Here is a 19725-nt window from a genome sequence, read left to right on the forward strand (position 1 = left end):
CAGATGCGTACGGCTGGCATAGACGTGTTCGGCGATGAGGGTCGCGATGCGATCGGGCGCCTCCAGCATCGGGACGTGGCCGACGCCGTGCATCATGATGCGGTCGGCGGACTCGGGTAGCTCCCGCAGAAAACGCTTGGCGAAGGAGCGATTCGGGATCACCCGGTCGTATTCGCTCATCAGCAGGCGCACCGGGGTCCGCAGCGTGGACATGTCCTCCAGCGCGGGCATGCGCAGGCCACCGGCCAGCAACGGCAGCATGCCGGGACAGTTCAGCGCCGAGGTGATCGCCGCCTGGATCCCGCGGCGGGCGGCCGCGGCGGTGTCCTTGCTCAGCAGCAGGGCCACGGCGTGCCGGACGGGAGCGCTCATCCGGATCGGGTCGGGCAGCTGCTTGCCGATCTCCACCATCGGGACCAGCGACAGGAATTTGAGGCCTACCCGCAGCTGTAACAGCGAGGGCGTCTGCCAGCCCCCGGCCGGTGCGATCGCGGTGAGGGTGCGGGCCCGGCCGCGGCGCGCCAGCTCGAATCCGACCCACGCGCCGAGCGAGTTGCCCGCGATATGGCAGGTGCGCCAGCCCAGTTCGTCGAGCTGATCCTCGACGCGGTCGGCCAGCGTGTCGACATCGAGGTACCAGCCGTGCAGATCGGGGCCGCCCCAATGCCCGGTGAAGGCCGGAGCGAACACCTCGCAAGTCCCGGACAATCGGTCCGCCACCTGCTCCCAGCAGTGCGGCGACAGCATGAAACCGTGCAACAACAGGAGCGGATCGCCGGAACCCGTGTGCAGGGCTTTCATCGGTGTGAGCGGACGAGTGGACTGGGCGGTGCCGGACGTCATCGTCGTCACCCCTTCCTGGACCTCGATGTCCACCGGGAGGTGTTGATGACCAGCATTGTACGGTCGTCGGGTGGCATCCATCGTCTCAACGATCAACGTAAACGGGGTTCGCGCCGCGACGGGCAAGACGGGTAGGGGATGCTCGAGTGGCTGGCGGCCACCGAAGCGGACATCATCTGCCTCCAGGAGACCCGGGCAACCGACGAGCAGACGCACAAGGCGCTGGCGCCCGCGCTGGAGAACGGCTGGCATCTCGCGCTCGCCGAACCGGGACTGAAAGGGAGGGCGGGCGTCGGGATCCTGTCCCGCCGCGAGCCCCGCGCGGTGCGAATCGGCTTCGGCAGCGCGGAGTTCGACGGCAACGGCCGCTACGTCGAGGCCGAGTTCGACGACCTCACCGTCGCGAGCGTGTACGTCTACACCGGCGAGGCCGACACCCCGATGCAGGACGAGAAGTACCGGTTCCTCGGCGAACTCGGCAATCATCTGAAGGCGCAGACGGGCGACTTCGTGATCTGCGGCGACTGGAATATCGCGCACACCGAACTCGACATCAAGAACTGGAAGGGCAATGTGAAGAACTCCGGCTTCCTGCCCGGCGAGCGCGCCTGGGTCGACGAGATACTCGACGCCGGGTACGTCGACGTGGTGCGCACCCTGCATCCCGGCGTCGCGGGCCCGTACAGCTGGTGGTCCTACCGCGGCCGGGCGTTCGACAACGACGCCGGGTGGCGCATCGACTATCAGCTCGCGCGTGGCGACGTGGCCGAGCGCGCGAAACAGGCTGTGGTGGAACGCGCCCCGGAGTACGCGCTGCGCTGGTCGGATCACGCCCCGGTGACGGTGCAGTACCGATGAACCTCTCCGACAAGCGAATTCGCACCCTGTTGGTACTCGGCGGACTGATCGTCGCCGTGATCGTCGCGGGCGTGCTCGCGCTGCGCGGCGGGACGGATTCGTCCTCCACGCCGTCGAATTCGGCCGCCAGCGCCACGGCGAAGGCGAATACCAGCCGCGCGCCCGGTGTCCCCGACCGCGCGTACCAGACGTTGCGGGAGATCGATGCCGGTCGCTGGCCCGATTCGGCGAACGCCCCCGGCACGAAGGGCGGTGATCAGTGGATGAACCGTGACGGAACACTGTCGAAAACGGATTCCGCCGGCAAGCCGGTCACCTATAAGGAATGGGATGTGAATCCGAAGAAGCGCGGCCAGACCCGCGACGCCGAACGGATCGTCACCGGCAGCGACGGATCGGCCTATTACACCGGCGACCACTACAAGACCTTCACGAGGATGCGGTGATGACCACGTCGACGAGGTTGAAGCAGTTCCTGTCCGGCCCTGTGGAAGCGGCGTCGGGTGGCCCAGCGGGGCGAGGGAACGGCGGCGACGTCCCGGTCCTGGGCGCCCTTCCGGTCGACAACGCCGAATTCAGTGGCGTGCGTTATCAGGCGCCCGAGGGGTACGTCGTGCGCGAGCTGCGCGGCGATCGGATGCGCACGGTGGCCGGGCTCTACGACGAGTTCGCCGCGGCCTTCCAGTTCCCGTACTACTTCGGTGAGAACAAGGACGCCTTCGACGAATGCCTGCGCGACCTGGACGACTTCGTCGGCCGCGCACCGGGATACGTGGTGGCGATCCGCGACGCCGACCAGGTGCTCGCCGATCAGCCGGACCAGCGGGACTGGTTCACCGAGGCCATGCGGGACAACGCTCGCTACTGGTCCGTCCGCGACACCGTCTTCCGGGTCGTGCTGCAGGACAAGCCGGCGGGCGAGGCCGTGGCCCTCACGCTCTGAGCGGTCAGCCGAGGCGTTTCGCCAGGTCCTCGCCGAGCAGGACGAAGACGTCGGTGGTGTGGTCGATCAGCTCGTCCCGGGTCATCGGGAGATCGCCCTGCAGCCAGCTGCTCAGCGACTGGGCGAGCCCGCCGACCAGATAGGTGGCGCGGAATCCGATCGCCGGATCCAGATCGTCGGTGGTGAGGCCGTAGAAGTCGACGCCCCGCGCGGCAACGAGATTCGCGAACGAGCGAATGCTCTCCAGAGTGCGGGAGCGCAGCTCCGGGGTGGCGGTGCCGACGATCGAGACCACCCTGGCCTTGCGCGGATCGTCGGTGAGCACATGGATTCCGGCCGCGATCGCCGCGTGGGCCGTACCGCGGGTATCGCTGGGCGCGGTCTGCAACGCCGTCACGATGGCCGCCGCCAGTTCCTCCGCGATGCCGTCGAACAGCGCGGTGAGGACGGCGTCGCGGCCGTCGAACTGCTCGTAGTAGTACCGCTCGTTCAGTCCCGCCTGCGCGGACAGTCCGGCGACGGTGAGTTTGTCCAGGCCGTGCGTGCCGATGATCTCGAGCGCGGCGTCGAGCAGCGCGGCCCGCCGCTGGGCGCGGCGCTCGGCCGCCGAGACCCCGCCATATGTCCGCTGTGCTGCCACGCCCCGATTGTGGCACGCCCGGAGTACAACAATTCTGGTGCTTACTCTTGCCAGATGAGAAATTCTGGTGGATTCTATTGCCAGATGCTCTGCACGAGGAGGCGACGATGCCCGGCCCCGGCTACTTCTCCGACGATTCGATGATTCGCCGCGTCATGCGCAAACGGGCGGTCGGGTTGACCTACGGCCAGCGCGCGCTGGTGGTAGGCGCTGTCAATCCGCTGCTGTACGTCGGCACCGCGGAGAACACTGCGCATCGGACCACCCCCTATACCCGGCTGGCCCTCACCGGCCGGCTGTTCGAGGCGGTGTTCCTCGGTACCAAGGACGAGGCCGACCGGGCGCTGGCGTTCACGCACAAGAAGCATGTGCGCGTGCGGGGCGCGCTGCCGGAGGATGCCGGCCCGCGTCATCTCGCGGGCAGCGGCTATTCCGCCACGGACCCGCATCTGATGTTCATGACCATGGCCTTCACCTTCGACTCGGCCGAGGTGATGCACGACGTCCTGGTCCGCAGGCTCACCGACGCCGAGCGCGAGGATCTCTACCAGGACTATGTGCGCTGGGGCGAGCTGTTCGGCATGCCGCGCACCGCCGCTCCTGCCGACTACCCGGCCTTCCGCCGCTATTTCGACGGCTACCTGGCCTCCGGCGAGCTGTTCCTCACCGACGAGGCCCGCCTGGTCGGCTCGTATCTGGCGGGCAAACAGGTCCCGTACCCCATGCCCATGCCGCTGCACCAGGTCACTACGAGCGTCTTCCTCCTGATCCAGGGCAGCCTCCCGCCCCGAATCCGCGACATGTACGGAATCTGCTGGGGCACAAGGGAAGAACTGACGTACCGCACCCTCGCCCGCGGCGTCCGCACCGCCCACATCACCCTCCCCTTGGCCCCGCGCCCCCTGCACACCACCCTTGCAGGCCCCAGCGCCCCGGTCTACCGCCTGCTCTCCCGCCGCGAACACGAGCTGGTGAACTCGGGTCGGCCGAGCATGCCGGGCGTGGATCCCGGCCAAAAGCGTGCCGGGAAATGAGGTGGGGAGCGCCGGGAAATGAGGTGGGGAGTCCTACCCTGTCAATCCGCGCTGACCCCCGCCCCGCCATCCTCGACCCGCCCCGTCATCCGCCGCCGAAACCCCGAATCCTCCACGGCCGCGATTTCGATGTCGTACCAGCCGTTTTCGGTGGTCCAATCGACGGTGCGAAATGCCCCGGCAGGCAGGGCGACCCGCTGCTGAACCCCGCCGAACCGCCGGGAGGCGACGACCAGCGTGACGTCCCGCGTCCCCCGATTGGCAAGTGCCCCACGCAATCCCACCCCTGTCGGCACGGTGGCGACCTCGACCCCCGAGGCCGCTCCGTCCACACTGCCCCGCATCTCGTACCAGAACCGATTCGGCCCCTGAACCACCAGGTCGTAGGCGTCATCGATCTGGAAGACCTCGCTCGCCTCACCACGCACATCGCGATGCCGCGGATTCTCCTGTACCCCCGCGAACGGATAGATCGCGAAATGCGCCGAGGAGGCCCCCTCGTTGGTGAGCCGCACCGTCAGCGTCGTCCCGGACAGCGACCCGGAGACCGCCGGTTGATAGGGGAGCGGCCGCGCGGGCCGCGACCCGGACTCCTGTTCCGGCACCGCCTGTTTCCCCGGCGGCACAGGTTTCCACCGCGCGATCGGCTGCGGAACCGACTCGGGCCGGGTGAGTTTCGGCGGCGTGCCCGGGGCGGCGAAATCGAAGACCGAGCGCATATCCCCGCACACGGTCCGCCGCCACCCGCTGATATTGGGTTCGCGCACGCCCGTCCACTGCTCCAGGAAACGCAGGACCGAGGTGTGGTCGAACACCTCCGAGCTGACGAATCCGCCCACGGTCCACGGCGAGATGACCGTCATCGGGACCCGCGGGCCCAGGCCGATCGCCTTGCCGTCGTACCACTCGCCGGTCTCGCTCGGCGGCGGCACCGGTGACGGCACATGGTCGAAATAGCCGTCGTTCTCGTCGAAGTTGATGAATATCGCCGTCTTGGACCAGAGATCGAGATCCGAGGCGACGAGGTCGAGTAGCTCGTAGATCAGATTCGCGCTGCCGACGGGTGTGGAGACGGACGGATGCTCGCTGTACTTCGCGCTCGGCACCAGCCACGTGACCTTCGGCAGCCGCCCCGCCCGGATATCGCCGGCGACCCGCCGCAGCAGGGTGTCCGGTTCGCTGCGGTACATCGCCCGATCGAACAGGCGCCGCTCGCGCGCACTCAGTCCCGCCCGCGCGGCATCCAGCTGTGCGAGCAGCCGCCGCCGGTCGTCGGGCGATTTCCCCGCCAGCGACTCGTAGAACTTCTCGGTCGTCGGATAGTTCCCCTCCACCTGTGCCAGCAGCTTCGCCCCGATGCGTTTGAACGGCACGAAGTACTCCACCGGATTGTCGGTGAAGTTGTCCCACTCCTGATAGATCTGCCAGGAGACCCCGGCGGCCTCCAGCCGTTCGGGGTAGGTGGTCCAGTCGTAGCCGGGGTGGGCCGCGTCGTAGGCGTCGTTCTCGACCGCGCGCCTGCCGGTACCGGGCTCGTAACCGGTGGTCCCGGTGAAGAAGTAGTTGCGGTTCGGGTTCGTGCCGCCGAACAGCGAGCAGTGGTAGGCGTCGCAGAGGGTGAAGGTATCGGCCAGCTCGTATTGCAGGGGCAGGTCGCGGCGCTCGTAGTAGGTCATCGTCGCCGGGGTCTTGGCCGGGATCCAGCCGTCCCACCAGCCCTGCGCCCAGGCCGCGGCGCTGCCGCTCCACGCGTGGTCGAGGCTGTCCAGGTACTGGATATCGGTCTCGGGACGGCCCGCGCGGGCCGTCGCCTGCCGCAGGGAGAACGGCAGCACCGGCGGGAGTCCGGGCACGGGCTGCTCGAACACCGACGAGCCGCCGCGCAGCCGCAGCGGGGTGGAATCGGAGAATCCGCGCACGCCGCGCAGGGTCCCGTAATAGTGATCGAACGAGCGGTTCTCCTGCATGAGCAGGATCACGTGCTCGATCGCCCGCAGCCCGCCCGGCCGCATCGGCGCGGCCATGGCGTGGTGCAGCGAGGGAGGAAGTAGGGACAAACCCGCACCCAGCGTGACCGCCGAGCGGAGCACATTCCGCCGCGAGATGCCGGACATGACTGTAGTGAACCAGTGGAGCGCGGACGCCGGGTGATCACGACACGATCGGAACGTGAATTCGAATTTGCCGTTTCCGGGTGTGTGACCAGCGCCCATGCCCTTCCACCCTAGGGTGCCGACGGTGCCGCCGGGCGGTCCGCTCCGGCATGGAAAGATCGGGTGCATGTCGAGTCCCGCAGCATCCGGTGAGCGCAAGCAGCGTGTCCTGTCCGGCATCCAGCCGACCAGTGATTCCTTTCACCTCGGCAACTACCTTGGCGCGCTGCAGTATTGGGTGACGCTGCAGGACGACTACGACGCCCTCTACTTCATCCCCGACATGCACGCCATCACGGTCTCGCAGGACCCGAAACAGCTGCGCAACCGCACCAAGCGGGCCGCCGCGCAGCTGCTGGCGCTGGGGATCGACCCGAAGCGCTCGACCCTGTTCGTGCAGAGCCAGGTGCCCGAGCACGCCGAGCTGACCTGGGTGCTCAACTGCATCACCGGGTTCGGTGAGGCCAGCCGGATGACCCAGTTCAAGGACAAGTCGGCCAGGCAGGGCGCGGAGAACGCGACCGTCGGCCTGTTCACCTATCCGGTGCTGATGGCCGCCGACATCCTGCTGTACCGGGCGCATCAGGTCCCGGTCGGCGAGGACCAGCGCCAGCACCTGGAGCTGACCCGCAACCTGGCCCAGCGGTTCAACACCCGGTACAAGAAGACGTTCGTCGTCCCGGAGGCGCATATCGTCAGCGGCACCGCGAAGATCTACGACCTGCAGGATCCGACCTCGAAGATGAGCAAGTCGGCGGCCACCGACGCCGGCCTGCTGAACCTGCTCGACGACCCGAAGGTCTCGGCGAAGAAGATCCGTTCCGCGGTCACCGACACCGAACGCGAGATCCGCTACGACCCGGAGACCAAGCCGGGGGTAAGCAACCTGCTGGTAATCCTGTCGTCGCTCACCGGTACGCCCATCGTCACGCTGGAGAAGGATTACGCGGGCAAGGGCTACGGCGACCTGAAGGGCGATGTGGCCGACGCTCTGGTCGAATTCGTCACGCCGCTGCAGGCGAAGGTGCAAGAGTATCTGGATGACCAGGGCGAGCTCGACCGCATTCTCGGCGTCGGCGCCGAACGCGCTCGGGAAATCGCCGGCAACACCCTCGCTCAGGTATATGACAGGGTGGGTTTCCTGGCTCGGTGAGATTCGCCGCGCGGGGCTGTACTCGATCGCCGACAGGTTTCGGGAGGACGGGTGTTCGGCAACATCAAGGCGCGCATCGAAGGTGAGGTCCAGGCGCGGCCGTGGCTGGACCACGTCATCCGCGCCGGCGGGCGGTATCAGAAGCAACGCGGTGACTACTTCGCGGCGGGCATCACGTATTTCACCGTGCTGTCGCTGTTCCCGCTGGTCATGGTCGGATTCGCGGTCGCCGGATTCGTGCTGGCGAGCAATCCGGATCTGCTGGCCGAGATCCAGCAGACGGTCATCGAGAAGATTCCGGGATCGTTCGGGAGTCAGCTGACCGACCTGATCAATCAGGCGATCAACTCGCGCACCAGCGTCGGCGTGATCGGCCTGGTCGGCGCCCTCTACGCCGGGATGGGCTGGATGGCCAACCTGCGCGCCGCGCTCACCGAGCAGTGGGAACAGGAAGCGCCGGACGGCAATTGGGTCGGCACGAAGATCTCGGATCTGATCGCGCTGGCGGGATTGGGTGTGGCGATGCTGGTGTCGCTGGGCCTGTCGGCGCTGGCGGGCAGCGGTCTGGGGCGCACCCTGCTCGAGGCGATGCACCTCGACAACGCGCCCGGTGCGGGGGTGCTGCTGACCGTGGTGTCGCTGGTGCTGGCGATGCTGTCCACGTGGGCGCTGTTCGCGTGGATCATCGCCCGTCTGCCGCGCCAGCCGGTGACGCTGGTGAGCGCGGCGAAGGCCGCCCTGATCGCCGCGCTGGTCTTCGAGGTGTGGAAGCAGATCGCCAGTATCTATCTGAAATCCGTCCTGGGCAGCCCGGCGGGTGTGGCGTTCGGTCCGATCGTCGGCCTCATGGTCTTCGCCTACATCACCGCCCGCATCATCCTGTTCGCCACCGCCTGGGCCGCCACCGCCCGCGAGAACGAACCGGAGCCCGAGATCGCCCCGCCCCCGCCGGCGGTCATCTCGCCGCGGATGGTCGCGGGGATGACGGCCCGGACCGGTGCCGTGCTGTTCGGTGCGGGAGCGGTGGCCGGCGTGCTCGCGGGGTGGCGCGGGCGAAAGTAGCCGGGATCGGGAACCGGACGGGGATCCGCTGCGTCAGAACAACTGACGCATCCAGTCCGACCTCAGGGGAATCACGTGGATCCATCCGGCTACGACCAGCTGCGCGCACGCACCGGCGCGCTGCAGACGGAAGTCGACTCGATGCTCGACGCCTATCAGCGGCAGCTGGCCGATATCGACAGCGCCCGCGAGAATTTGGCCGCCACCACGGTCGAGGGCTGGTCGTCGGACAATTTGGTCCGCGTCACCAGTAACGCTGCCGGCGTGCCCGTCGGCGTCTACGTCGACCCGGCGGCCTTCAAACGCTCCACCCCGGAGAAGCTCGGCGCGGCGATCACCGAGGCGGCCCAGGTGGCGGCCCGCGCCGCGCAGGAGACGATCGGCGCCGCACTGGCTCCGGTCCTGGCCGCGGCCGACCGGTTCCAGCCGCCGCACAATCCGCTGGGCGACGATATCGAGTTCCGTCCGGTGGTCGGAATTCTGCCGCCCCTGCCCTCGCCGCAGGAGGTGCCGCCGCCCGCACCACCGGCGGACGAGCAGCCCCCGGCGGAGGACGAAGACGGCCCGCACTGGAAGGGCTGGTAATCCGATGGCCGACGACACTTTTCGTATCAATGTCGACCAGGTGCGTTCGCAGGCACCGAAATTCGAGGATCTGGCCACTCAGCTCGAGACTGGCCTGTCGTCGTTGCAGAGCACGCTCGCCGGCTACGGGGAGATGTGGGGGAACGACGAATTCGGCGCTCGATTCGCGCAGAACTACACGGGTAAGGCCGAGGAGGCGCTCACGCTGATCCAGGGCGCCGTCGCCATGTTCCGGCACCTGAACTCCGGTGTCGGCACGGCCGCGAATCTCGCCGAGGGTGTCGAGCAGAATTCAGCCGCCGCGATCCAGAAGACCGGCGACGCGATCGACCGGAAGGCCTGAGCGGCATGGGTTTGGAGATACCCGACGAGCTGAAACCGGTTGCCGCCCTGGTCGTCACCAAATGGCCGGAGGCGGACGAGACCGGCCTGCGCGGCGCCGCGGACCAGTGGGACCAGATCGCCGACCTGATCGATCAGCTCAACGACTACGGCGGCGACGTCGTCAAGGTGGTCCTCGCGAATACCCAAGGCGAGACACACGATTCGATCGACCAGTTCTGGAAGAAGGCCGGTGGCGACGAGGGCGCTCTCGGTGAGCTGTCCGAATTCTGCCGCGAACTCGCCTTCGCCCTGCGTGTCATGGCCATGCTGGTGCTGGCGGTGAAGGTGTTCATCATCGGCATGCTGGTCTATCTCGCTGTGCAACTCGCCATCAGCGCGGCGCTCGCCGTGGAAACATTGGGCGCCAGCGTCGCCGAGGGCGCCGCGGTACAGATGACAGTCCGCACGGCCATCACCCAGGCCCTGCAGAAGCTCCTACAGGAAATCGCCGTCAAGACCATCATCAAACGCGCGGCGGTCGGCGCCGGCATCGGCGCGGGGATAGGCGCCGGCAAGGAGTTCGGCTTCCAGAGCCTGGAGAAGTTTCTCGGCCTCCGCGACGGTTACGACTGGCAGGACGTGGCCTCCGAGGGGGTGCACGGCGGCATTCAGGGCGCCATCGCCGGCCCGATCAGCAATGCGCTGAAGGACAAGGGAATCAAGTTCTCGAACAACGGCGCCACCGACTGGTTCATCCGCAGCACCATCGGCAAGAAGATCGGCGACCCGATCGCCGACGCCGCCTGGGGCGACAACCAGGGCATCGGCGACCGAGTCAAGGACGACGCGGGAAAATACGTGCGCCAGCAGGCCGTCGAATTCCTGACCGAGCAGGGCTCCGGCACCGACACACCGGCCGTCGACACCGGTTCCGGCCAACGCCAGAACCACAATCCCGCCCCTCTCGCCCCGACCACCCCGGAAGAGGGGTACGAGCTGTACCCCGATTCCAGACCCGGCGGCGGCAACCAGTCCCAGCCACCCGTAACCGCGCCCGGCGGTGGGCTTTTGGACATCGGCCCCGACGACTTCCACACCGACGACGACGGAACCAAGCTCCGCATGGACTGAGCGGGTTCGTCGCTCGGTCCGCGGCACGCATCCATCGCCCAGAGGTTCCGTCCACCTGGATTCTGTTCATCTGCTGAACCTGTTGTGCACCAGTGTATTTCGAACACTTGTCCAGTGTGAAGACGTTGGTATCAGATGTGTGCGGGCCTGTTGCCGGAGGCGGGGTTGGGATAGAATTCGAACATGAGTTCGAGTGGGGGAATCGAAGGGCGGGCCGCCGGTCCGCTGTATTCCGCGGTCACCGATCTCCTCGAACTGCCCCTGACGCCACTGACCGATGACGAGGTCGTCGACGTGATGCGGGATGTCGAACGCTGTGTGCGGATGCTGGTGTCGGTCCGGCATCGGCTCCTGATCGAGGCCAGCGAACGTTCTCTCCCGGCACGGTTCGGATTGAAATCGTTGAAGAAGTTCCTGATGGAGACATTGCGGTTGGCGAGTGCGGACGCCGGGGCGCGAGTCCACCAAGCATCGTGGGTGGGCACCTTCCACGACATGACCGGCCAGCCGACCGATCCGCGCCTGCCCCACACGGCCGAAGCCTTGGCAGCAGGCGAGATATCGGCTGACCACGCCCGCGGTGTCGCGGCGGTGATGAACCGGGTACCGCGCGGTGTCTCGGAGGAGGACCGGGAGGCGGCGGAGCAGGTTCTGGCCGAGTTCGCGCGGTCGGGCAGCCCGGACGATGTCGGCAAGGTCGGCTACCAACTGCTCGCCCACCTGGACCCGGACGGCCGGTTGACCACCGACCACGACCGGGCCCGGATGCGGGGAGTCATCGTGGGCCGCCAGCGCCCCGATGGGATGTCACCCATCCGCGGCGAGATCACCCCCGTTCTGCGCGCCCTGCTGGATCCGCTACTGGCCGCCTACGCACGTCCCGGGGTGTGCAATCCGGAGGATCCGGATAGTCCGTCGGTGGATGTCGGCAACGCGGACCCGCGCACGCTGGCCGAAGCCGCCGGGCGCGACCGGCGCTCCACCGCGCAACGCAATCACGACGCGCTCACGGCACTGCTGTCGTCGGGGGTGATCACCGGCGAGCTGGGCTCGCATCGCGGAATGCCGGTGGCGACGGTCCTCACCATGAATGTCGAAGACGTGGAACATCTTTCCGGTGTGGCGACAACCGCCACCGGGGGCACGGTACCGATCGGCGACGCACTAGCACTCGCGGAGCGATCGCAGCCGTTTCTGGCGGTATTCGATCATTCGGGTCTCCCGCTGCACTTGGGCCGGATGAAACGCCTGGCATCCAGAGCACAGCGGGTGGCGTTGATCGCCGCCCTGCGCGGGTGCTCGCGGCCGGGCTGCGACGCCCCGGCCAGCCTGTGCGCGGTGCATCACGTGCTGGAGTACCGCAAAGGCGGCCGTACCGACCTCGACAATCTCACCCTCGCCTGCGACGCCTGCCACGCACTGATCCACGACGGACCGGGCGGCTGGAAAACCGTTGTCGAGGGGGACAATTCACCGTACGCGGGCCGGGTGGCCTGGATTGCGCCACCACACATCGACCCCCAGCAGATCCCACAGTTGAACCACCGCCACCACGCCGACGAACTATTCGCCGAAGTCCTCACCCGGATCCACACACGCAACCAACGCGAGCGCAGACGACGAAAACCTGTCGCGGCCTGAGGCCGTGGTTCAGGGTGTGAGATCGTGCCCCGGCACAGGCCAGGGGCACAACCTCACGTCGCAAGCTGAGCGGGCCGGCGGATATCGCGTCGCCGCACCGCGACAACTTGCTGGTACCCGTCGGATGAGTTTTCGAGGGCGAGGTTGATACCGCGCAGAAAGTACCAGACTAGGAGGTTTCCGAAGGTGGGCCGACCGCCGTCTTTCCCACGAATAACCGCCAGGCCGAAGAGGGCTTTCCCGACCGAGGCGCGGAGTACCCATTGCACGAGGGTGGTGTTGACGAACGATGCGACCAGATACGCCGCGACCGCCAGCGCGCCCGTGACGATTCCAGGCGTACCACTCGATCCCACCGCGAAGGCGATTCCGCCGTGCACGGCCACATCGACCACGACCGCGCCGATACTTCGCAGGAAGCGTGGGGAGGGGTAGCGAGGATCGTCCTCGTCGCCGTGATACTTCGACGGCCTGGGTGATCTACTCATGCTCCGAATCCTGTTGTGCCATGCGGGCTATCTCGCGGTGGATGGTCTGCTGGGAGCAGGGTTCTATGTGGAAGTCGTTGTGTTGTTCGCGGTAGATGTAGCGGCCGTCGCCTTCGACATCGATCCAGCTCAGGTACTGCGGCGGGTATGGGCGGGGGCTCTGCAGTCCGCACAATACCTCGATGTGGCCGGATCCGGAGCGTGGGGCGTGTAGTAGGCGGCGCATGCGATCGGTGACGGACTCCTTTGTGCCGGTCCAAGATTCGAGGCTGGTGCGGATCCGGTCCAGGCTCTCGACCATGGCCGGCCGGCTGCCCGCCGGTACATTGCCGAGGACGGCCGCGAACACCTTGTAGACGATGGCGGGTGACCCCACCTCGATCACGACGTTGCCGCCGAATTCGTCGGTCGGTCCGGGCCGCTGGACCATGGTGACGCCGACGGTGGTGTCGACGGCGCCGAACGCGCGCAGCGGACGCCGACGCTTGCCCGTGATCACCAGCGACACAGCCGGATTCGCCGCGACGCGCAGGACGGCCGACAAGTCGGGGTCGCCTCCCGGGGGCAGCCGCTCGCGTAGCTCCTGCGCCACCCTCGCGAAATCGTCCTGCCAGCGCACCGCCGAGATCAACTTCAGGGGGAACGGGTACCGGTCCTTACCGGTCTCGTTCCAGACATGCATGAACTCATCCGGCGTGAACTCCCACTTCACCCCCGGCGGCCCCTGCCGTCGTTCTGATCATATTGTGCCGCGGGAATATCCGCGCCGATCGCCTGCGGAACCGTAGGATCCCGCCGCCCCAGCAACTCCTCCTCGCGGTCCATGATCAGATAATCCGGAGTCTTGTGCTCGTTCTCGGACTCCTCATCCTTACGTCCACCAGCGCCGTGCCCCATTCCGGGCATCCCGCCCATCCCGGATGCACCGGCCTTCCCGGCCCCCATCCCGGAAGCCGCAGCCGTAGCATTGTTTCCAGCTCCCGGCACACCGGACGCGCCGCGCCCCGCGCCACCACTCGTCCCGCCGGCCCCACCGCCCGACAGTCCGGAACCACCGCCCCGGCCGCCACTACCGGCACCGCCGCCGAAACCAGCCGCGGACGTCGCACTCGGCCCGGCACCCGTCCCAGTCGTCCCCGCGCCCTGCTGCCCGGGAGCCGTGGACTGATTCCCTTGATTCCCTGCGGAATTCGAGGAATCCCCAGCGCTCGAGGTGCTGGTGGCATCGTTACCGGCCTGCTGCTCACCGTTGTCGGTCTTACCGTCGTTCCCCTCGGTCTTACCGTTCGTCCCGCCGGTACCACCATCGGTTCCACCGTTTCCGCCACCGGAGTTGGGGATCCCACCGTCGTGATCGTTGCCGTTGCCGTCGCCACCAGGTGCAGCGACTGGGACGAAGGTCGGAACACCTTTGCCCGCAGGGCCGTAAGTGGTGTCGTAGTTGGCCTGCATCGCGGCAATGGCATCCCGCCAGAGTTCATCTTCGGAACGTCCGGCTGCCACTGCTGCGGCCGGATTTCCGGCACCGAGTACATCAAGTACCGTGGGCACCTGCGTGCTGGCGGCACCATCCCCTGCCTTGGGCGGTGGCACGGTTCGCATGACCGCTTCGGCGCCGAAGGCGGCCGTTTCGATCCTGAGCCCCACGGCCTGGATCACCTCTTGCACATCGGTAGCCTGCTGAACGAACTTCTTAGCGGAATTGAGAGCGGCGTCGCCGAATTGGCCGTGAACACCGTCGGATAGTGCCTTCTGGATGGAAAGATTGAGGCCGAAGACCGCGCCCCCAAGACTTGCGGAGATCGTGTTCCATGCCTTTGCCGAGTCGTGCATGGCCCCCGGTTTCATATCCTGGGCATGGCTGTGGATGTCGTGATGTGACACGCCCGCCCACTCTTCGAGGCCCCGGATGTAATCGTCGTCAGTGCTATTGAATCCAAGCTGGTCCTGCATGTACTTCGAACCCTGCTTGGTCTTCGTCGCCTGCAGGAGTGCAGGGTCGATCCCCACGATCGTGGCCAGCGTGGCCTGCTGTGGATCGAGCGGAGGGTTGTCGCCGGTCATGTCAGTTGTCCTTGCCGATCGTCGGCTCGATGGCGGTGGCGATGTCGAGTAGACCGTCGCAAGGCTTCGCGTCCTGGGTTACGCCGTTCAAGGTCAACGTGGTCCCGATATCGGCGAATCCGACCTTGGTGCGAAGGTGAATGTCACAAGCGCGCGGGAGACCGGGGTCCCGAACCCACATCGCTTCTCGGCCGTTGATGGTAATGGGCTCGCTCCAGGAACCGTTCTTCCGAAGGTCTTCGTCCCAGGTTGCATTCCCGGAAAGGACTGTCAGGGTGCGAGGCTTTGAACTGAAATCACAGCTCAAGAAGGTAATCTCGGTTACGCGATCGCCAGAGCGTTTCCGGCTGGCGGGGTCGAAGCCGGCTTGCGAAATGACCCCGTCGGGTATCCATGTGCACGGGTCGAAAGCGACGTTTGGGCGTCCGTACTGTTTCTGAGGTGGCGGCTGCAGCGACGATGCGGTCAATGTCGGCTGCGGTGCGTTCGGCTGTTGGCTGGGGTGGAGCTCAGTGGTGGTCACGCTTACTGACGTGCTTCCGGGGTCCGGCGCATCACTGCCGGATGTGCACCCGGCCGCCAGTGTCGCGACAGTCATCACCGTCAGATAGAACACGCTCTGTCGCTCGCGTTTCACTTCGGAAGCCTCTCTCCCGCGACTTTGATGGCCGCATTGTTCATGGATTCCGCATCCTCGATGTGCCCGCCTGCTTGCAGGTATGCCGCCGCCATCTTGAGGGAAGCCTCCTCGAGACCGGTCAATGCCTCGATCATCTTCAGGCCCTTTTGCTCGAACCCCTGCTGCAGCGCAAGAGCGGAATCGAACGTGCCGAATCCGTCGAGTCGTTGCAGGTGGTAGGAGTCTGTGATCATCTTGTCCACCGACTCCGCGAACCGCTGATAGATCTCAGCGCACTTCTGCGCGGCCCCCGGCTCCATCTTGAAAGTCCCCGCCACGGCCTGTTGATACAGCCCCGTCGCTGTCGACTGCCCCACGTCCATCGACAGGCCCTCCCTTCGCGTCCGATCGCCTACCTTACTGGACGCATCGTCGGGGGATCTGGTTCCCTCGACTCGCGAATTTGGGGTACGGGCCTGACAGGAAACGGGACGCTTCCTGGTGTTATGTGGCGAATCGGTCGGATCGAGGGGCGGGTGGACGCCGGTCGTGTCAGGTGTCCGCACCGATGGTCGGCTCGATGGCGGGGCGATGGCGAGGAGGTCGTCGCACGGTGCCGGGCCGAGGTGAATCCGGCCTTCGTCGGCAGTGGGTTTCCTCCTGGATTGCCGTGCCACTCGAGCTGAAAGTGCAACTCTTCCTGGGGTTATGCGGTATTCGAATGAGAATTCGCTGTGGTGGGGGTCCTGGGGATTGGGCGGTGGTTCGCTGGCGGGGTCCTTGTACACGTGGAGGGAGGCGGGCATGTCGGAGAACGGGTCGACGCTGCCGCGGCGGCAGCTCGGGCGGTATCTGCGGAACGGGCGGGAGGAGTGTGGGCTGACGTTGCAGCAGGCGGCGGCGTTGATACAGCGCAGTGCGAGCACGTTGCAGCGGATCGAGCGGGGGATGGTTGTGCATGTGCGGGAGGTGGATATCGAGGCGTTGTGCAAGATCTACGGGTTCGATGATCGGCAGATGGCCGCGATGAAAGCTCTTGCGGTGCAAGGCAGCGAGCTGAGCTGGTGGTGTGAGTACGGCGACGTCATGCCCGAGAACTTCGATTTCTATGTGGGGCTCGAGGCTTCCGCGCATCGGCTGTTCACCTACGAGTCCGAACTCGTGCCGGGCTTGCTCCAGACCCCGGCATACGGAAGCGCGCTGATGCATGCGGCGCATCCCGAGGACACCGCCGAAGAGCATGGCCGTCGAGTGCAGTTGCGAATGCGTCGGCAGATGAGGATCACGCGGAAATACGAGCCCGCGACACTTGATGTCGTCCTGCGAGAATCGGCTATTCACGGCATGGTCGGAGGTCCGAGGGTCATGGCCGCGCAACTGAAACACTTGAGCGACATGGGTACTCGTCCGAATGTCAGTGTGCGGATTCTTCCGTTCTCCGCGGGCTTCCCGTTGGGAGACCCTGTCGAGTCTTTCGTGATCCTGGAGTTCGGCCCGGATCGCGCGGGACAACCGATCGAGCCGCCGGTCGTCTATGTGGAAGGTCTCCTCGGGGACTTGTATCTCGCAAAACCACGTGCTGTCGAGCGGTACCATCAAGCCTACGAGTGTCTACGGCGCAGCGCGTTGGACCCTACCGCCAGCCGAACGCTTCTCCGGCGGGCAGCGAAGGAGTATTGAGCGTGATGGTCGACCTATCTACCGCGAGATGGTTCAAGAGCAGCCGCAGTGGCGGGTCCAAGAATTGTGTCGAGGTTGCTTTTCTCTCCAATGAGCTTGTCGGCGTGCGTGATTCGAAGGCTCGAACCGGTCCCGCACTGGTATTCAGCACCGCCGAGTGGACCGCGTTCACCGCGGCCGCTCGGCGAGGTGCCTTCGATCGCTGAATCGCACTCGACGCGGAGGCGGTTTCCGTCCAGGGCCGATGCGAGTTCTGCCCGGACCGGACGCTGATCGGGGCTGATCCGGGCGGATTGCCGCTAGCGTTGCGCTGGTGTGGAGGAGAATCATCGGGGTGGTCGCGCTGGTGGGCGCGGGGGTTGCTGTCGTCTCGTGTTCGTCCGAGTCATCACCCGGGGATGCGGGTCCATCGAGTTCAGCTGCGCGGCAACCGTATCCGCAGTTTCTGGACAAGCAGACGCAAGCGGTGGTGGCTTATCGCGATACCCTCCGGGGCCTGGATCCGTGCGGGTACCTCGATGAGGCTGCGGTGAATCGGATCGGGACACCGGACTACGTCGGCGCCGACGGTGCGTTCAGCACCTGTTCGGTGATGTTCGGTGAGCCGGTGGGCGCCAAGGAGATCGTGAGCATCAGCGTGGCGATGTCCTCGCGCAGTACCGGGACATCGGGTAAGCCGGTGACGGTGGGCGACACGACGGTGCAGGTCACCGACTCGCGTGATTTCTGTAGCGCCTATCTCCCGGTAGACGACAAGATGAGTCTTCGGTTCCAGGTGACGACCAAGGGCGATCTCATGGACCGCGGCCCGAAGTTCGATCTGTGCCCGGAGACGGCGGCGATCACGGCGGCGGCCGCTTCACACCTGGGGGACCGTCCGTTGCGTGCGAACTCGACACGCGCGCATATGAATACGAAGCTGGCGCGGTTGGATCCCTGTGCGGTGCTGAGCGCCTTCGCTCAGGAGCATCCAGCCCCTTATGTGAATCCGTCGCCGAATCCGTGGGAGTGCATCGTCAACCTCGACTGGGGTGACAATTCGACCGGGCGGAATATCGAGTTCAGTTACGACTCCGACGCCAAACTCACGCGTAGTCCGGGGTCTCACGAGGTGGAGTCGCGAATAGACGGGCTTCCGACCCTGGAGGCTCCGGGCCGGCGCGGCAGCACGTACGCCGATGCGTGCCAGATCTATATCGGCACCGATCCGAACTGGGCTCCCGCCAAGGGCGTTCACGACCGCAGAACAGAAATGATCATGGTCAGTGTGCAGGGCGGTGGCTGCGATGCCGCCCGGACCGTAGCCACCGAGACCGTGCGCCTGTACAAGCAACTGCCGGAGTAACCTCCGCACCTTTCCCGCCGGACGGCACGGGCCGCCCGGCGGGCTGGGGGTGGGTCAGCGGTCCTTGTCGTGCCGCTGCTCGGGGTCTACGCCCTCGGTATCGATGCGTTCCTTGCGCAGGTTCTCGGAGACCGTGCGGTGGTCCTCGACCTCCTCGACGCCGAGGCGGACGCGCTCGACGGGCACGGATTCCTTGTGGACGTTCACCCGATCGGCGTGCAGGGTGACCTCCTGCTCCTGCTCACCCATCCGGGCCGAGCGCACCTCCGACGGGTCGGTGATGGGTTCGCGTTCGACGTACACCTCCTCGTGCGTGGTGGGCACATCGACCGTCTGTTCCTCGGTGACAACGTATTTGCGCAGCCGGGCCTTGCCGACCTCTTCCCGCTCGGTGCCGATCTCGAGCCGTTCCTCCGAGCGAACCATCTCGTCCCCGCCGTGCCCGTGGGTCATCGGCTCGTCGGGTCCGGGGCGGATCTGCTGGCGGCCGTAGGCGTTCCATCCGGCCTGGCGGGGGTCGATGCCGTAGTGCGCGAACAATTCCTGTTCGCCCGCGCGGCTGATGTGGCCGTCGTCGTCCAGGTAGGGCGCGGACTTCACGTGCTCCTTGTCCACCCGGACCTGCAATGTCCCGGCGTCCGCCTGATGCTGGGCGCCGGCCAGCGGGACCATGGAGTCGCCGCTGAACAGGCCGGTCGACACCGCGGCCCAGGTCGGTGTGCCGGTGTCGTTGTCGAGATAGATCTTCTTGACCTTGCCGATCTTCTCGCCGGCCGAGTCGTACATGGTGTTGCCGATGACGGAATCCAAGGTTGCGTTGGTCATGATTCCTCCTCACGCGCACCGTGTGATTCGGGTGTGGGTAGTGATCAGTTGCCGACGAGCACACGCGCGGTCCGGATGAGTAGCGATCGCGCCGTACTCCATCGACCAGTGGCTTCGGCGATCGCCGGATGGTTGTCCCCCAGATGCCGGTCGATCGTCAGCTACATCTTGGCAAGTACCCGGGAGTGGGGTGGTCAAACGGGGGTGCCGCGCCCGTTGTGTGGATCTCCCGGTCAGGGGGTGATGGCTCGCGAGAAAAATTTCGGGGGCGTGTCGATATGCCGTCTTCCCCGTTCGACCTATGCGTGAGAGGGTCCGACAGGGGCCCGAGAGCCGA

General features: G+C 66.3%; 21 protein-coding genes and 1 pseudogene. 13 read left to right on the forward strand and 9 right to left on the reverse strand.

Annotation, left to right across the window (positions count from 1 at the left end; all coding sequences use genetic code 11):
- Positions 1 to 843 (reverse strand): epoxide hydrolase EphH (gene ephH, locus ON41_RS07010; RefSeq protein ID WP_040746280.1); only part of this gene is annotated, 843 nt, incomplete at its 3' end.
- 70 nt (positions 844 to 913) lie between these two features.
- Between ephH and ON41_RS07015 the strand changes: the two are divergent.
- The 3 genes and pseudogenes from ON41_RS07015 (at position 914) to ON41_RS07025 (ending at position 2644) form a co-directional block, all read left to right on the forward strand.
- Positions 914 to 1701, forward strand: a pseudogene (locus ON41_RS07015) (exodeoxyribonuclease III).
- Entirely contained in the window at positions 1698 to 2147 is a 450-nt protein-coding gene (locus tag ON41_RS07020; RefSeq protein ID WP_051161068.1) for a guanyl-specific ribonuclease, read from the forward strand. The pseudogene ON41_RS07015 and the gene ON41_RS07020 overlap by 4 nt, the downstream one beginning before the upstream one ends.
- A complete protein-coding gene (locus tag ON41_RS07025; protein WP_040746199.1) occupies positions 2147 to 2644 on the forward strand; it encodes a barstar family protein in 498 nt (165 codons plus the stop codon). The genes ON41_RS07020 and ON41_RS07025 overlap by 1 nt, the downstream gene beginning before the upstream one ends.
- Before the next feature lie 4 nt (positions 2645 to 2648).
- Here ON41_RS07025 and ON41_RS07030 read toward each other — a convergent pair whose 3' ends face one another.
- The gene (locus ON41_RS07030; protein ID WP_040746200.1) at positions 2649 to 3284 is read right to left on the reverse strand and encodes a TetR/AcrR family transcriptional regulator; all 636 of its coding nucleotides are present in this window, start codon (positions 3282 to 3284) and stop codon (positions 2649 to 2651) included.
- Positions 3285 to 3391: 107 nt separating this feature from the next.
- Here ON41_RS07030 and ON41_RS07035 point away from each other — a divergent pair, with 107 nt between their 5' ends.
- A complete protein-coding gene (locus ON41_RS07035) occupies positions 3392 to 4318 on the forward strand; it encodes an oxygenase MpaB family protein (protein ID WP_040746202.1) in 927 nt (308 codons plus the stop codon).
- Between the two features lie 41 nt (positions 4319 to 4359).
- Here the strand turns inward: ON41_RS07035 and ON41_RS07040 are convergent, their stop codons facing one another.
- The gene (locus tag ON41_RS07040) at positions 4360 to 6432 is read right to left on the reverse strand and encodes a phosphocholine-specific phospholipase C (protein WP_040746203.1); all 2073 of its coding nucleotides are present in this window, start codon (positions 6430 to 6432) and stop codon (positions 4360 to 4362) included.
- 166 nt (positions 6433 to 6598) lie between these two features.
- On the opposite strand from ON41_RS07040, the gene trpS reads away from it, so the two are divergent.
- From trpS to ON41_RS07070, 6 genes are all read left to right on the forward strand, one after another.
- Entirely contained in the window at positions 6599 to 7624 is a 1026-nt protein-coding gene (trpS, locus tag ON41_RS07045; RefSeq protein WP_040746204.1) for a tryptophan--tRNA ligase, read from the forward strand.
- 51 nt (positions 7625 to 7675) lie between these two features.
- Positions 7676 to 8686, forward strand: a complete 1011-nt coding sequence (gene yhjD, locus ON41_RS07050) for an inner membrane protein YhjD (RefSeq protein ID WP_040746205.1) — start codon at positions 7676 to 7678, stop codon at positions 8684 to 8686.
- Between the two features lie 75 nt (positions 8687 to 8761).
- Positions 8762 to 9271 carry a YbaB/EbfC family nucleoid-associated protein gene (locus ON41_RS07055; protein ID WP_040746206.1) on the forward strand — a complete coding sequence of 170 codons (510 nt, stop codon included), beginning with the start codon at positions 8762 to 8764 and terminating at the stop codon, positions 9269 to 9271.
- A gap of 4 nt (positions 9272 to 9275) precedes the next feature.
- Entirely contained in the window at positions 9276 to 9614 is a 339-nt protein-coding gene (locus tag ON41_RS07060) for a hypothetical protein (protein WP_040746207.1), read from the forward strand.
- Positions 9615 to 9619: 5 nt separating this feature from the next.
- On the forward strand, positions 9620 to 10726 hold the full coding sequence (locus ON41_RS07065) for a WXG100-like domain-containing protein (protein WP_040746208.1): 1107 nt from the start codon (positions 9620 to 9622) through the stop codon (positions 10724 to 10726).
- 183 nt (positions 10727 to 10909) lie between these two features.
- On the forward strand, positions 10910 to 12367 hold the full coding sequence (locus ON41_RS07070; protein ID WP_063709845.1) for an HNH endonuclease signature motif containing protein: 1458 nt from the start codon (positions 10910 to 10912) through the stop codon (positions 12365 to 12367).
- Between the two features lie 53 nt (positions 12368 to 12420).
- Here ON41_RS07070 and ON41_RS07075 read toward each other — a convergent pair whose 3' ends face one another.
- From ON41_RS07075 to ON41_RS07095, 5 genes are read right to left on the reverse strand one after another with little or no spacing between them, the layout of a single operon-like run.
- Positions 12421 to 12855, reverse strand: a complete 435-nt coding sequence (locus ON41_RS07075; protein ID WP_169336474.1) for an RDD family protein — start codon at positions 12853 to 12855, stop codon at positions 12421 to 12423.
- Positions 12848 to 13567, reverse strand: a complete 720-nt coding sequence (locus ON41_RS07080; RefSeq protein ID WP_051161070.1) for an ESX secretion-associated protein EspG — start codon at positions 13565 to 13567, stop codon at positions 12848 to 12850. The genes ON41_RS07075 and ON41_RS07080 overlap by 8 nt, the downstream gene beginning before the upstream one ends.
- Positions 13564 to 14919, reverse strand: coding sequence for a PPE domain-containing protein (locus ON41_RS07085; RefSeq protein ID WP_040746209.1), 1356 nt, complete (start codon positions 14917 to 14919; stop codon positions 13564 to 13566). The genes ON41_RS07080 and ON41_RS07085 overlap by 4 nt, the downstream gene beginning before the upstream one ends.
- Position 14920: 1 nt before the next feature.
- Entirely contained in the window at positions 14921 to 15556 is a 636-nt protein-coding gene (locus ON41_RS40080) for a DUF3558 domain-containing protein (protein WP_157185391.1), read from the reverse strand.
- Positions 15553 to 15921 (reverse strand): hypothetical protein, encoded by a 369-nt coding sequence (locus ON41_RS07095; RefSeq protein ID WP_040746211.1) that lies wholly within the window; start codon positions 15919 to 15921, stop codon positions 15553 to 15555. The genes ON41_RS40080 and ON41_RS07095 overlap by 4 nt, the downstream gene beginning before the upstream one ends.
- A 421-nt stretch (positions 15922 to 16342) precedes the next feature.
- On the opposite strand from ON41_RS07095, the gene ON41_RS07100 reads away from it, so the two are divergent.
- The 3 genes from ON41_RS07100 (at position 16343) to ON41_RS07105 (ending at position 18563) form a co-directional block, all read left to right on the forward strand.
- Positions 16343 to 17218 carry a helix-turn-helix domain-containing protein gene (locus tag ON41_RS07100; protein WP_040746289.1) on the forward strand — a complete coding sequence of 292 codons (876 nt, stop codon included), beginning with the start codon at positions 16343 to 16345 and terminating at the stop codon, positions 17216 to 17218.
- A 5-nt stretch (positions 17219 to 17223) separates the two neighbouring features.
- Entirely contained in the window at positions 17224 to 17424 is a 201-nt protein-coding gene (locus tag ON41_RS40085) for a DUF397 domain-containing protein (protein ID WP_083905198.1), read from the forward strand.
- Positions 17425 to 17747: 323 nt separating this feature from the next.
- Positions 17748 to 18563, forward strand: a complete 816-nt coding sequence (locus ON41_RS07105) for a hypothetical protein (RefSeq protein ID WP_040746212.1) — start codon at positions 17748 to 17750, stop codon at positions 18561 to 18563.
- 54 nt (positions 18564 to 18617) lie between these two features.
- On the opposite strand, the gene ON41_RS07110 is transcribed toward ON41_RS07105, so the two are convergent.
- The gene (locus ON41_RS07110; protein WP_040746213.1) at positions 18618 to 19388 is read right to left on the reverse strand and encodes a PRC and DUF2382 domain-containing protein; all 771 of its coding nucleotides are present in this window, start codon (positions 19386 to 19388) and stop codon (positions 18618 to 18620) included.
- Between the last annotated feature and the right edge of the window lie 337 nt (positions 19389 to 19725).

Source organism: Nocardia transvalensis NBRC 15921, assembly GCF_000308875.1.
In the GTDB taxonomy this organism is placed as follows: Bacteria; Actinomycetota; Actinomycetes; order Mycobacteriales; family Mycobacteriaceae; genus Nocardia; species Nocardia transvalensis.